General features: G+C 40.2%; 8 protein-coding genes. 3 read left to right on the top strand and 5 right to left on the bottom strand.

All coding sequences use genetic code 11. From position 1 onward, the window contains the following. Positions 1-244: 244 nt before the first annotated feature. The 3 genes from LV92_RS14500 to LV92_RS14490 all read right to left on the bottom strand — a co-directional run bounded on the left by LV92_RS14500 (position 245) and on the right by LV92_RS14490 (position 4,017). On the bottom strand, positions 245-2,275 hold the full coding sequence (locus LV92_RS14500) for a M3 family metallopeptidase (RefSeq protein WP_111624352.1): 2,031 nt from the start codon (positions 2,273-2,275) through the stop codon (positions 245-247). Between the two features lie 72 nt (positions 2,276-2,347). Further along, positions 2,348-2,848 carry a 5-(carboxyamino)imidazole ribonucleotide mutase gene (purE, locus tag LV92_RS14495; protein WP_111624351.1) on the bottom strand — a complete coding sequence of 167 codons (501 nt, stop codon included), beginning with the start codon at positions 2,846-2,848 and terminating at the stop codon, positions 2,348-2,350. A gap of 14 nt (positions 2,849-2,862) precedes the next feature. Next, positions 2,863-4,017: a 5-(carboxyamino)imidazole ribonucleotide synthase gene (locus tag LV92_RS14490; RefSeq protein ID WP_111624350.1), complete on the bottom strand. Its 1,155-nt coding sequence runs from the start codon at positions 4,015-4,017 to the stop codon at positions 2,863-2,865. Between the two features lie 144 nt (positions 4,018-4,161). Between LV92_RS14490 and LV92_RS14485 the strand changes: the two genes are divergently transcribed. From LV92_RS14485 to LV92_RS14475, 3 genes are all read left to right on the top strand, one after another. Further along, the gene (locus LV92_RS14485) at positions 4,162-5,277 is read left to right on the top strand and encodes an adenylate kinase (protein WP_111624349.1); all 1,116 of its coding nucleotides are present in this window, start codon (positions 4,162-4,164) and stop codon (positions 5,275-5,277) included. Between the two features lie 164 nt (positions 5,278-5,441). After that, positions 5,442-6,443: a GTPase ObgE gene (gene obgE / locus LV92_RS14480; protein WP_111624348.1), complete on the top strand. Its 1,002-nt coding sequence runs from the start codon at positions 5,442-5,444 to the stop codon at positions 6,441-6,443. A 172-nt stretch (positions 6,444-6,615) separates the two neighbouring features. Further along, positions 6,616-7,143: a DUF4136 domain-containing protein gene (locus LV92_RS14475; RefSeq protein WP_111624347.1), complete on the top strand. Its 528-nt coding sequence runs from the start codon at positions 6,616-6,618 to the stop codon at positions 7,141-7,143. Between the two features lie 113 nt (positions 7,144-7,256). Here the strand turns inward: LV92_RS14475 and LV92_RS14470 are convergent, their stop codons facing one another. Together LV92_RS14470 and LV92_RS14465 are read right to left on the bottom strand one after the other, a co-directional pair. Then, positions 7,257-7,631 (bottom strand): DoxX family membrane protein, encoded by a 375-nt coding sequence (locus LV92_RS14470; protein ID WP_111624346.1) that lies wholly within the window; start codon positions 7,629-7,631, stop codon positions 7,257-7,259. A 77-nt stretch (positions 7,632-7,708) separates the two neighbouring features. Next, entirely contained in the window at positions 7,709-13,789 is a 6,081-nt protein-coding gene (locus tag LV92_RS14465; RefSeq protein ID WP_111624345.1) for an alpha-2-macroglobulin family protein, read from the bottom strand. Between the last annotated feature and the right edge of the window lie 81 nt (positions 13,790-13,870).

The raw sequence follows: 13,870 nt of genomic DNA, 5'->3' as shown, positions 1-13,870 counted from the left end.
TTCATAGGTGCCAATATAAGATTAGGTCACCTGAATAGGTTGTTTAGGATAATGGCAAGAGAAATTATTTCGGCCTAAGACCATATCCGGGGTTCCAAATACTTATTGAGAGGGAAGTTCCATTCCTAGGGACGATTTGTTTTCGTTGTTTTCCACTTTTAAGTGGTCGACCAATATCATAGACGATTAACCTTGAATCTTAATCCTTGAACTTACAATTGCCCCGTGAATACTGTCAATTTCCTTAATTCACCGTCTCAGACAACAAACCTGCCCTTTTTAACAAAGCCTCTATCTTAGGTTCGCTCCCTCTAAAACGTTTGTACAATTCCATGGGCTTTTCAGTTCCGCCTTTAGACAATACATTGTCCTTAAATTTTGTGGCCACTTCTTGGTTAAAAATACCTTTCTCCTTAAAAAAGGCAAAGGCATCAGCATCCAATACTTCTGCCCATTTGTAGCTGTAATAACCAGAAGAATATCCGCCTTGAAAAATATGGGAAAATGAAGTGCTCATACAGGTTTCGGGACATTCTGGGTATAAATCTGTTTGCTCAAAAGCCTTTACCTCCTGTTCCTTTACGTTGCTGATGCCGGATGGATCCGTGCCGTGCCAGGACATGTCCAACAGTCCAAAACTGATTTGTCTTAAGGTGGCCATTCCTTCTTGGAAGGTGGCCGAGTCTTTTATTTTTTGCACCAATTCCATTGGTATTACTTCGCCCGTTTGGTAATGTGTGGCAAATAGTTCCAAAGCTTCCTTTTCATAGCACCAGTTTTCCATTATTTGGCTGGGCAGTTCCACAAAATCCCAATATACAGAGGTACCGGACAAGCCAGGAAAAACCGTATCTGCCAACATACCGTGCAATCCGTGGCCAAACTCATGGAACAAGGTGGTAACCTCATTAAAAGTAAGTAAGGAGGGTTTGCTGGCAGTGGGTTTGGTAAAATTGCAGACATTGGAAATATGTGGACGCACGTTAATTCCATTTTGTACATATTGGGCTTTATAGGATGTCATCCAAGCTCCCCCGCGTTTTCCGGACCTAGGATGGAAATCTGCATAGAATATGGATACTAGATTCTTGTCCTTATCGTAAATGCGATACGTCTTTACATCCGGATGATATTTGTCGATATCAAAAACTTCTTCAAATTGCAGGCCGAATAATTTTGTGGCTACTTTAAATACTCCGGCAATTACATTTTCCAGTTTAAAATAGGGTTTAAGCTTTTCATCGTCCAGATCGAACAGTTTTTGCTTCAATTTTTCAGAATAATAGGCTCCGTCCCATTTTTCCAATCGGTCTATTTTGTCCAGTTGCTTTGCAAAATTTTCCAACTCTGTAAATTCCCTCTCAGCCGCCGGTTTTGCTTTTTCCAGTAATTCCTGAAGAAAGTGGTGGACCTTTTCTGGAGTTTCTGCCATGCGCTCCTCCAATACATAGTGGGCATGTGTCTTGTAGCCTAATAAATTGGCTCTTTCATGCCGGAGGTTGGCAATGTTGATTATATTCTTCTGATTGTCCAATTCATCATTATGAAAGCCTTTGCTGCCAAATGCGATGGAAAGTTCCTTCCGTAATTTTCTATTACTGGAATATTTCATAAAAGGAATATAGCTAGGGTAATCCAAGGTAATTAACCAGCCCTCCTTGTCCTTTGATATTGCCAATTGTGCAGCTGCCTCTTTCTCCCCTTCAGGAAGACCATCCAAATCTTCCTCATTGGTAAGGTGCATTTCGTACTTGTTGGTCTCGGCCAAAACATTTTCCCCGAATTGAAGTTTAAGTTTGGATAGTTCGGCATCTATTTCGCGTAGACGCTTCTTTTTATCCGTGGACAAATTGGCGCCGTTCCTACTGAAACTTTTGTATTTTTTATCCAGAAGGGTCTGTTCCTCAGTGGTCAATGTCAGTTCTTTCCTTTGGTTGTATACCGCTTTGACCCTCTTAAATAAATCCTCGTTCAGGGTAATGTCATTGCTGAATTCCGACAAGAGGGGAGATACCTCTTGGGCTATTTTTTGAATTTCTGGATTGGTTTCTGCAGAATTCAAATTAAAAAAGACGCTGGATACCCTATCCAATTGCTGTCCAGCAAAATCCAAGGCAGCTATGGTATTTTCAAAAGTAGGAAGCTCTTTAGAGTTTGCAATAGCATCGATTTCTAATCTGGCATCCTCAATGGCCTGCAAAAAAGCGGGTTTAAAATGTTCATTTTTTATTTTGGAGAATGGTGCTGTATCAAATGGGGTCAATAATGGATTCATATTGGGGTATTGTGTTTTTTAAATGGGTATTCTGTTTTTAAGTTTAGTGGTAGACTTGATTTAGGGAATCAATTAAAACTTAAGATTTCTTTTTTTCATTTCCTCTGCTCCGTCTATGACCTTTTGTTTTAGGCCTTCTTTGTAAAAAATGATCTTGTCCAGGACACATTTATCCGAGCTTCCAATAATCTGGGCCGCTAAAATTCCGGCATTTTTTGCGCCATTAAGTGCTACTGTCGCAACGGGAACACCGCCCGGCATTTGGAGAATGGATAGGATAGAGTCCCACCCATCAATGGAATTGCTGCTTTTTACGGGAACACCTATTACGGGCAGAGGGGACATGGATGCCACCATTCCTGGTAAATGTGCTGCACCGCCTGCACCGGCAATGATTACGGAATATCCATTTTTATGGGCATTCTTGCTAAAATCGAACAATTTTTCCGGGGTACGGTGGGCAGAGACAATATCAACATCTACCTCAATATCAAAACCTTTTAATATATCAATGGCTTCTTGCATAACAGGGAGGTCGCTGGTGCTTCCCATAACTACGGCTACTTTACTCATATCATTGAAAATTTTTATTCGCTAATCACTTTTATAGTATTCTTGACTTGTTCGGCTATTTTTCTAGCCTCCTTAATGTCGTTGTTCACAATGGTGACGTGGCCCATTTTTCTGAAAGGTCGGGTCTGTTTTTTACCGTAAATATGGGGCGTAACACCGTCCAGGCTTAAGATTTCCTCCATATTTTTATAGACCACATTTCCAGTATGGCCTTCTTCACCAACCAAATTCACCATTATACCGGCTACTTTACTGCCGGTATTTCCCAAAGGAAGGTCCAAAATGGCACGGATATGTTGTTCAAATTGGTTGGTATAACTTGCTTCAATACTGTAATGTCCGCTGTTATGGGGTCTTGGTGCCACCTCGTTCACCAGAATTTTATCGTCCTGGGTCTGGAACATTTCCACGGCCAAAAGCCCAACATGTCTAATTTTATTGGAGATTTGTAGCGCAATTTCCTGGGCTTTTTCAGCTACTTTGGCATCTATCCGCGCGGGACAGATAACATATTCCACCTGATTGGCTTCGGGGTGGAATTCCATTTCCACTACGGGGTAGGTTCTTACTTCCCCACTGGCACTCCGAGCTACGATTACAGCGAGTTCATTCTTAAAATTTATCATTTCTTCGGTAATGCATTCCCCAGCAGGCAGACCGTTTAGATCTTCCAGTTTACGAACTACCTTAACGCCTTGACCGTCGTATCCAAATTGTGTGGCTTTCCAGATAAAAGGAAATTTTAGACCTCCGTTGGCAACACTGTCTTCTATTTCGCTTTTATAGGCGAAACGCTGAAAATCTGCAGTGGGGATATTATTGTCCACATAAAACAATTTTTGTTTAGCCTTATTCTGTATAATACGCAGTGCACGGGTGGGCGGAAATACCTTCAAACCTTCGTCCTCCAATTTTTCCAAGGCATCCAGGTTTACGTTTTCGATTTCTATGGTAAGCACATCTACTATTTTGCCGAGGGCGTAAACGGCATCAAAATTCATTAAATCGCCCTTAATAAATTCATTGCAGGCTATTTTGCAAGGAGCTTCGTCAGACGGGTCCAATACCTTGGTATGGATATCAAATTTTCTTGTTTCGTACAAAAGCATTTTACCTAATTGACCGCCTCCTAGTATTCCTAATTTAAATTCAGAAGAAAAATAGTTCATTGGAAATGATTCGCTTGTATTAAAGTAGATTGTATATTAGGAACAAAAATACAGCTAAATCTTAGAAACTAGGCCTGGACCTTTAAAAAAGAGAAATCAAAGTGCTATATTTGGCATCTTGAATTTATTATAAAAACATTAGTCTTGATTAAGCTACACGACAAATATTTTAAGCCTTTTATTAGTGAAGGCGAGATTATGGCCGCGATAAAAAAGATTGCGGACCAGGTCGCTGTGGATTACAAGAAGGAAACCCCCATTTTTGTGGGTGTCCTAAACGGCGCATTTATGTTCGTTTCCGATTTCCTTAAAGCCTATCCATACCCTTGTGAGGTTTCCTTTGTGCGTTTAAGCTCCTATCAGGGACTTACTTCTACGGGAATTGTGGAAACGCTATTGGATGTTCCGGAAAATATTGAGGGCAGAAGTGTAATTATCCTAGAAGATATTATTGATACAGGTAGGACCGTTAAAAAATTAATCGACCTATTTTCCAATACCAAGGTAAAGGAATTTAAAGTTGCAACCTTGTTTTACAAATCCGAAGTGTATAACGGAGAGTATGATATAGACTATTTTGGTATAAAAATCGAAGATAAGTTTATAGTAGGTTATGGATTGGATTATAATGAATTGGGAAGAAATTTAAGAGCAGTATATCAACTAAACCAAAAGCATATGATAAACCTAGTTTTGTTTGGAAAACCTGGTGCAGGAAAGGGCACGCAGGCTTCATTTTTAAAGGAAAAATATAATTTAAAGCATATTTCAACCGGAGATGTCTTTCGTTATAATATTAAGAATGGTACCGAACTGGGAACATTGGCTAAGTCATATATAGACAAAGGAGAATTGGTGCCGGATGAGGTTACCATTAAAATGTTGCAGGATGAGGTGGAGAAAAACCCTGATGCCAGCGGATTTATCTTTGATGGTTTTCCAAGGACAACGGCACAGGCCAAGGCATTGGATGATTTTTTGATAAGCAAGGAGATGAGGATCGATGCTACCATAGCTCTGGAAGCCAATGATGAAGTATTGATACAAAGATTATTGGAACGTGGTAAAGTTAGCGGTAGGAGCGACGACCAGGACGAAAATATGATTCGTAACCGTTTTGATGAATACAATGAGAAAACAGCTCCCTTAAAGGATTACTATGATGATCAGGGGAAATTTCATAGTGTTAACGGAATAGGTTCTATAGAAGATATTACGAGCCGCTTGGCAAAAGTAATAGAGGAGTTACAGGCAGTCTGAGATTGGGATGTACTGTAATAAATGCACCTAGTTAAGAGGAATTAACTTTAAATACGCCTCAGTGGTTCTTTTAATTGGCCACTCATAATTTCTTGGTCTATAAGTTGATCTAAAAGAATTTTGGGGTCCTACTTTGATAGAACTTGGAACAATAAACTAAAAAAATGACGGAAGGAAATTTTGTGGATTATGTAAAAGTGCATCTTGAATCCGGTAACGGAGGAAAAGGTTCCGTGCACTTGCATAGGGAAAAGTTTATAACAAAAGGTGGGCCAGATGGTGGTGATGGGGGTCGCGGTGGACACATAATTGTCCGTGGCAACAAAAATTTATGGACCCTGTTGGGCTTTAAGTTTACCAGAACTTTTAGGGCCGGTCATGGGGAGCATGGCAGTAAGAACAGAAGCAGTGGTGCAGACGGACAGGATGTGTATTTGGAGGTGCCCTTGGGGACCGTTATCAAAGACGCTGAAACTCTGGAAGTTTTAATGGAAATTACCGAGGATCAGGAGGAAAAAATTCTTTTGGAAGGTGGTATGGGAGGTCGTGGTAACTGGCATTTTAGAACAGCTACTAATCAGACGCCAAGATACGCCCAACCCGGTATAAGTGGCCAGGAATTGGACCTTGTTATGGAGTTGAAAGTGTTGGCCGACGTAGGCCTGGTAGGTTTTCCAAATGCTGGTAAATCTACCCTTCTATCCGTGCTTACTTCTGCACAGCCCAAGATAGCGGATTACGAATTTACGACCCTAAAACCCAATTTGGGGATAGTGGAATACAGGGATTTTAAAAGTTTTGTTATTGCGGATATTCCCGGTATCATAGAAGGGGCAGCCGAAGGTAAGGGACTTGGACATTATTTTTTAAGGCATATAGAGCGTAATTCCACTTTGCTGTTTTTGATTCCTGCGGACAGCAAGGACATTTCCAAGGAGTATGAAATTCTGTTGGACGAGCTGCGCAGATATAACCCAGAACTATTGGACAAGGACCGATTGATAGCCATCTCCAAAACCGATATGTTGGACGAGGAGCTTATTGCGGAAATGAGAATTGAACTGGACAAAGATTTCAAGGATGTGCCTTATATGTTCATATCTTCCGTGGCCCAAATTGGGCTGGTGGAACTTAAGGACAGATTGTGGGCTATGTTGAACAAATAGCCCCAATTATATATTGAATATACATATGCCCGTTTTATTGGTTATAATGCCCTGCGTTTTAACGAATACTTACCCTCATAAAAAACGGCAATAATAATTTTCACTATTTTAGAGTCTATTTAGGAAATTCCTATCACAATTTCTTAAACAGGCCCTTATAAAAATTGGAATAATGAAAAGTATAATCCCATTCTTGCTCTTGCTCTTTTTAACTTCCTGTAGTTCCGTTCGTGTAAATTATGACTATGATAGGGACACTGATTATTCTAAATATACCACCTATAATTACTTTTCGGACATGGATACTGGTTTAAGCGAATTGGATACTCGGCGATTATTGAGGGCCATTGATTCCACCATGCGGGGTAAAGGCTTTTTGTTATCCGAAGAGCCCGAATTTTTAATAAATATTTTAAGCAATTCTTTTCAGGCGCCTAGAAATAATACCGTAGGGGTGGGTATAGGTGGTACTGGGAGAAACGTTGGTGGCGGAATGACAATTGGTATTCCTGTGGGAGCAGCAAATGTGGAACGGGAGATTCAATTCGATTTTGTTGACAGTCAGAAGGATGAACTTTTTTGGCAGGCAATAGCAGTAAGTAGTCTAAGGGAAAATAGTTCTCCTATTGAAAGGGAGGATAAGATAAAGGCATTGGTGACCAAAACTCTTGAAAAATATCCACCTAAAAGTAGAAAGTAATCCGTTAACGAAGACAATGATAAAGGTATAGAGCAAATGGTGAAATATTATAAATAAGAAACGGGAGCCAAAAGTGGTCCCGCTTCTTATTTTCTATGATAAATTATATAGGATTATGGTCTCAGGATATCTTTATATCTTTCTTTGTAAGCGTACAGCATTACTATATTAAGAACAAGCAATACCAAAGTTAGGCCAATGGAACCTGGTTCCAAAAATGCATTGAACAATAATGCATTCACAGAGACGGTCATCAGTATAATCATCATTAAAGCTCCAAATTTGTTGGTCAATAAGGAAAGTCCTGAAAGAATTTCCACTATGGCTACCACATAAAGGGTATTGGTGCTCAATAAGGCTGAAAAATAGTTCATGGCCGCTTCGGACATTTGTCCGGCCGGCATAAAATGCAAGAATTTATTCGTCCCGAAAACGATAAGAAAAATCCCAAATACAAAGCGTAATGCGATAAAAAAGGTAGAGTTCATAATTCGTTGATTTTATGTTAGTTATTTATGAATTTATGAAAAAAAGCAATACCTTTTTAACAATATTTTATTTTTTGTTATTCGATAAGCACTCTCACTCCTTCGCTATGACTACTAAATTCGGGAGCGTACATACTCTGAATGGTGGAAATTCCGTTGCTGAAATCCCCGACATTGTTGACCCTTAAGTCGTATTCAAAGACATATATCCCCTTGGGCAGATAGTCGAAAAAGAAATTGGTACTGGCATCTTTAGTACTTTCGTAATATCCCAGACCGTCTTGCCATTTATAGCTGGACAACACATTTATGGGTTCCATCCCAGCTGCCCTCATATCCTTCATGTGCACATATTCCATTGGTCTATCTGCCCTTAATTCAATTCTTATACGAACCAGATCGCCTACATTTAAAGGTGTTTTGCGATTAATTTCGGATAATACTTCCCCTGTATCCGTATTTTTTTTCAAGAAAACTTTCTTTTTTAATTTCAAAGGTGTATCGGCAGGGCTTATCTTGTCCAAATCTTCAAAATATTGCCAGTACAAAGCTCCCCAAGCAATGCCATCCCCTTTTTTGTTCAGCTGTACCTCTGCCATTTTAGGACTTATTTCGTTTTTGGTCCAAGAGGTTTTGTAATATCCGGTTCCAGCTTCCACTTGTACATTTTCGAGTTTGGAGGGTTCAATTTTTTCACCTCCGACCAATACGTCTACAGCTTCGGTAACAGACAACCAATCACTTCCCCTTATGAGCAAGGCATATACTGCATCGGTGGTGGCTTTTGTGGTTTTCCATTGATTGGTCTGTTTGTTCTTCAACAACCAAATTTTAAGATTGTCTACGGTTTTAATATCATCTTTAATTTCGGAAAAGGCTTCTATTAACAGGGATTGGGTTTCAATGGGTGCCTGGTACCAATACCAGGAATTGTTGTTTTCTTTCCAATACATACCCAATTCATCACTCAAAATACTATTTTCCTCCAAGGACTTTATTATTTTATTGGCAGTTGCTGTACTTCCGTTTCTAAAGAGAATTAAGGAAAGAAGCCCTTTTGAATACAGATCTCTTTTTACCCAATATTTTTGTGCCTGGATATTGTAGTAATCCATAATTTCGGCTACTTTTTTGGAAACCTTAATTTCTGGATAATAACTGCGCATGTACAGATAATGTATTTGGGTATGGCTCAAATGGTCATCATTAAGATCCGTGGCGTATTTTTTCATTTGCTCGTATTCTTTCACAAACTTATCGTCCAAATAGGCAACTGCATTTTTTATTACTTGCTGTTCCTTGGTATTACCGCTATTTCCAATCTCTGATTTTTCCTCACTTTCGCTGGGGGATGTTATTTTCTTAAGATGTCCTAGACCGGTAACAATATGTTGGGTGATAAATCGGTTTTCGGGGCCTCCCTTGAACCAGGCCCAAGCCCCGGACGACATTTGGTTCTGAACAAGTTTATTGAAGGCATTGTCTTGATCGTTTTTTAATTTGTTAAGATCGAAGAGCAGTGCTATACGTTTCTTTTGTTCGGTTTCGGATTGTGCATCGCGCAACCATGGTGTTTCCTGAATTAAAATCGATTTTAATTCTTCATTTTTCTCAAGATTGCCTAGCAACGCATCTGAGTTGGCCCATTGGTCAAAAACCTGTTGTATTCTAGGATTGGAATTGGCAATATATCCTCCCAAAGTGTTGGCATAATATCTCGAAAATATTTGCTCGTTACAGTCATAGGGATATTCCATTAAGTAAGGCAGGGCTTGAATTGCATACCATGCCGGATTGGAAGTTATCTCCAGGCTAAGTTGATGATGCTTTAAGGTGGTTGAGGCAGTGTTCTTTAATTTGTCCAAGGTAAAGGTCTTGGTTTCATTGCCGCGCACCCACATTGGTAGGGTTTCGGTAACCAACATTCGGTTTGTAAGTACCGGAAGTATATTTTGTTCCCCATCACTAAAATCACCCGCCTTGGCCATTATCTTGTACTGTACAGCTCCAATTCCTTCAGGAATTTTTAAGTTCCATGATACCTGGGTATTTCCCATGGCGTCTACCGTAAAAGTATTTTCGGGCTTAACAGTTCCGTAAAGTGGATCACTGATCAACAGTTCTGGGGTTATATCCCTTCCGCTAAAGGCATCCACCAATTCCAACCTGGCATTGCCGCTGAGCAATTTGTTGGTTAGATTCGCTATTTTGGTGCTGATCACAATTTTATCTCCCTCACGCAAGAAACGCGGTGCATTTGGGGTAACCATCAATTCCTTTTGTGTAACGGTTTGCATGGTGGATTTGGCGCTTTCCATGGTCTTGGTGTGTGCCAGAAGCTGCAGTTTCCATTTGGTCAAAGCTTCAGGGGTAGTGAAGCTAAAGGATACATTTCCGTCCTTATCGGTTAGAAGCTGGGGAAAGAAAAAGGCAGTTTCCTGTAGGTTTTTCCGAATCTGAATATCATCAAATCCATCCTTTTTACCATTTTTGTCCTGTGGAGCTTGGTTGCTGCCGGCTTTGTTTTCAGGAGATGGTGTTCCATATCCTACGGTGATCACTTCATCCGAGACTTCACTTTCTGCCATTATTTCCATAGGGGCACCGGGGGCACTACTTTTCATCATCATTCTTTCCCTCAGTGCATAACCATATCCAAAATGGAGACCGAACCAGTCAAAGGAGTCATAGTATTGAGGGGTATAAGTAAACCTGTCGCCAAAATTTAGATAGGTATTAAAAGAGGCAATCCCGTAACTTTTATAGGCATTGAGATTTCTGTTGGAATAATACTGCCCTTTATAATTTGGAGAAAAATTCCAATGATGTCCTTTAAAGGCATCCAATGAGGCATCATACATACTGGCCAACAGTTCTGCGGTTACCTTATCCCCTTTGGGGCCTTTAATATTAAAGGACCATGTTTCCTCTTTTCCAGGCTGAAGCTTATCTCGGAAGGTAATGGTTTCAATTTTTAGGTCAGCACTGGGATAGGGGACAGCAATGGAAAGGCTGCTAGATTGAAAGGCATTGTATGCGGAGAAACTATAGTTTATGGCAAATCCACCCTGGTCTTGCGCAGTAACAGGAATTTCAATGGTCTTTGAGTTATTGTGCAATTCAATTAGGTGTGTTGCCACAATTTTCCGATCCTTTTCAATAAATAAAGATATAGTAAGGTTTTCCGCAGCAGTGCGCAAAGTGAGTTTAACTTTGTCTCCAATGACATAGGAGTTTTTATCGGTCTTTATTTGAAAAAGCTGATTGTCCGCCGATATCTTGTCCTTATCACTGTAAAAAGTAGTTTGTGCAATGTCCTTTACCAGTTGACCGAATTTGTCCTTTGCTTCCAATTCAATGACATACTTTCCGGACAACCACTTTTTTACGTTGCCCAAGTCAATTTCCGTGGATTTTCCTGTGTCAAAGCTGGATTCCCATACCAGTTCCCCTTTTTCCCAAAAGGCAGGGTTATCTTCCTTGCCAAAGGCATCATGGGGGAAAAGTTCCTTAAACTTGGTTTTTCCAAAGCCATCATAATCCGGAGCTGCCCAAGGTCTTGGCCTAAGGACATTATTTGGGGCCTTTAGTTTATACATTTTTAGGCTTCCTTGCGCTGCAACAAACTCACCGTTAAGGTTATAGGTGGAGATGGTTATCTTAGGATTTTTGCCATCCTTGTTCAAAGGATCATCAATTTGAATATCGGCCGTTAGCGCATGATACCCCACGTTGACCATAGTGGTTGCACTGTGGGTTTCGCCATTAAGGTCCGTGACATCTGCTGTAACCTCATAGTTGAAGGTTGGCATATTTTCCTTGGCAATACTTAGATCTGGTATGGCTTTGAAGTTAATCTCGTATTTACCGTTGCCATCGGTAACCGTTTCGCCATGGGCAATCTCTTGAGGGGTCCCATCAAAATAGGGCAGGTGCCAATAATACCATTTAGGGTAGTACACCACTCGCCTAACGGTATAGCTTACCTTGGCGCCTGTAATAAGGCTTCCTGCGTAGGCCTTGGCCGTTCCCTTAACGGAGATGGTATCGTTTACCCTATATGTCTCTGTAATGGATTCCAGTGAAATTTCAAATTTGGGACGCTTGTATTCTTCCACTGAAAAATAACTATTGCCGCTAATGTCAACTTCTTCGGAATCCAATTTCAAATAATAATTCCCTGTAAGCCCATTATTGGGTAAAACGAATGTGCCTGAAATGGAGCCATAATCATTGGTTCTAAATTCTTGTTGGGCAACTTCTTGATGATTAACATCCATAAGGCTTACCGTTATTTTGGTATTGGTAAGCACGGAGGATTTATCGTCTTTTTGAACCATTGCCAACCCTTTAAAATATAGGGGTTGGCCAGGCCTGTAAATACTTCGGTCCGTAAATAAAAAACAGGAGTATAGGTTGTCTTCCTCCCCTTGGTCATATTTGGCATTAACATAAAAATCTTCAAAAAAGGCCTCCTCATGTTTCGTGCTGATCAGGATATCCACGTTGTTCCAGCGCTCGCTGGTTAAAGGAAGGTTTACCATCCCTTTCTCGTCGGAAATCAAGGTCTTGGTCATGATTGGTCTTTCGTAGTTCCGTTGATAGGAGAACTTTAGGGTAGCCCCGGATATAGGTTTTCCGTTGTTACGGTCAATTACTTGAAAGTTATGTTCGGTACTGGTTTGTCCTTCCACCAATGCCAAATTGGTAACTTGGATAGGGCTATAGGCAAAGGTGCTGCCGGAATCGGAAAGAGGGGTGGCCAATATAATGTAGGAACCGTTGCTTAGTTCGGGCAATAAGATTTCTATTTTGTGGGATTGATAATCATTTTCGTTGATAAGCTTGGCGTCCCAACTTTTAACTTCCGTGAGTTTTTTAATAAAAGCCAATACTTTTTCCTCAGGATAAAGACTGTTGAGCTCCTTTATCTCCTTTTGGGAAATCTTACGGGCCGATAATTGAAGATTATGGAGATTTTTGTATTCTACGAGTAAGCGGGAAGGTAGGTTGACTGGTATATGTCGTTCCCCGGTCAATTGAAGGTCTTTGGACAATATCTCCGATTTTAGTGCTTTACATTTTTCAGCGCCCCTGCTGTTTGGAAACTGATTTATTACAGATTCACATACAGCCATAGCCTCTTTCTGCTTCCATCTGTAATCGTCCTTGATGTTAGGTTGATAACTGTTGCCCCATTCGCGGTATAACATGGCAATTTCATATAGGTATAAAGCCGAGTTCTTGTTGTTTTTGATAGATTCGGCGGTATTTTGCAAAACCTCCAGGTATTGTTGGTCCTTGTTCGGAAATACTGCATTTTCCTTAATATACCTTAGACGTTCAATATCAACATCTACATATGCTTCCTCCATAGGGTCATGGAAATCCAAGAGTTGCTGATAAAGTATTATGGCCTTACTCTGTAGGGAAGTCTTGTCCTTGGTGCTAATCTGTTGTTCAACAAATTGTTTTCCCTCGCATAAGATTTCCGGGTTGTCCAATTCAAATTTATCTGCCGGACGGTCAATGCTATTTTCACTGGTTTTATAAAAATCCAATGCCGAATGGGCCAAAAGATCAAATAGGCTGGGCCGATAAGTCTCGGAGCCTTTTTGTTCATTGAGGATCTCTTTAAAAGCATCCACTTTTAGTTGCTGTAACTTTAAAGGCTTATGCAATGAGGCATCAAAATGTACACTTATTTCATGAAAAATAGTGCTAAGATCCCAGGTTCTAAAATCAATGCTGTCCACTTTTTCCTCTGTTGTCGTCCTGTCGTAGAATCGATATCTATTTTGTTGAAAATATTGCCAATACATATTTGCCAAATAGCCTTCCAAGATATTTTTGGTCGGGAATTGGCTTTGGTCTATTTCTTCTTTAAAATCGCGTATAATTTTTAATTGGGCATCCTCCTCCAAGGTTAGTGCATATTTGGAGGTGTAGATAAGTGATCTTATAATCTGAACGGAATTCTGCTCTTTATTGGCCTTTTTTGAGATTAAAGCTACTAGGTCCAATGCGGATTTGGTCATGGCCTCGTTCTCCAATTTTTGTACCTTTTGCCATAAGGAGGAATAGGAATCGTTGGGAGATTGGGATTGTGCCATTTGAGAGAATAGGATTAAGGTAAATATTGTTGCTATTTTTTTCATCTGTATAAGTATATATAACAAAATTGGCGTTTATTTCATGGGGTTACAATCCAAAATGAGTGAAACACACTTTTAAGTGAG

It is taken from the genome of Arenibacter echinorum, from assembly GCF_003259375.1.
In the GTDB taxonomy this organism is placed as follows: domain Bacteria; phylum Bacteroidota; class Bacteroidia; order Flavobacteriales; family Flavobacteriaceae; genus Arenibacter; species Arenibacter echinorum.
This window is presented reverse-complemented; position numbering and strand designations above follow the sequence as displayed.

Bases quoted from the DNA above. Each gene is read 5' to 3' on its own strand.
- LV92_RS14500 (WP_111624352.1), bottom strand. From the start codon at position 2,275: ATGAATCCATTATTGACCCCATTTGATACAGCACCATTCTCCAAAATA.
- LV92_RS14465 (WP_111624345.1), bottom strand. From the start codon at position 13,789: ATGAAAAAAATAGCAACAATATTTACCTTAATCCTATTCTCTCAAATG.
- obgE (WP_111624348.1), top strand. From the start codon at position 5,442: ATGACGGAAGGAAATTTTGTGGATTATGTAAAAGTGCATCTTGAATCC.
- purE (WP_111624351.1), bottom strand. From the start codon at position 2,848: ATGAGTAAAGTAGCCGTAGTTATGGGAAGCACCAGCGACCTCCCTGTT.
- LV92_RS14470 (WP_111624346.1), bottom strand. From the start codon at position 7,631: ATGAACTCTACCTTTTTTATCGCATTACGCTTTGTATTTGGGATTTTT.
- LV92_RS14475 (WP_111624347.1), top strand. From the start codon at position 6,616: ATGAAAAGTATAATCCCATTCTTGCTCTTGCTCTTTTTAACTTCCTGT.
- LV92_RS14490 (WP_111624350.1), bottom strand. From the start codon at position 4,017: ATGAACTATTTTTCTTCTGAATTTAAATTAGGAATACTAGGAGGCGGT.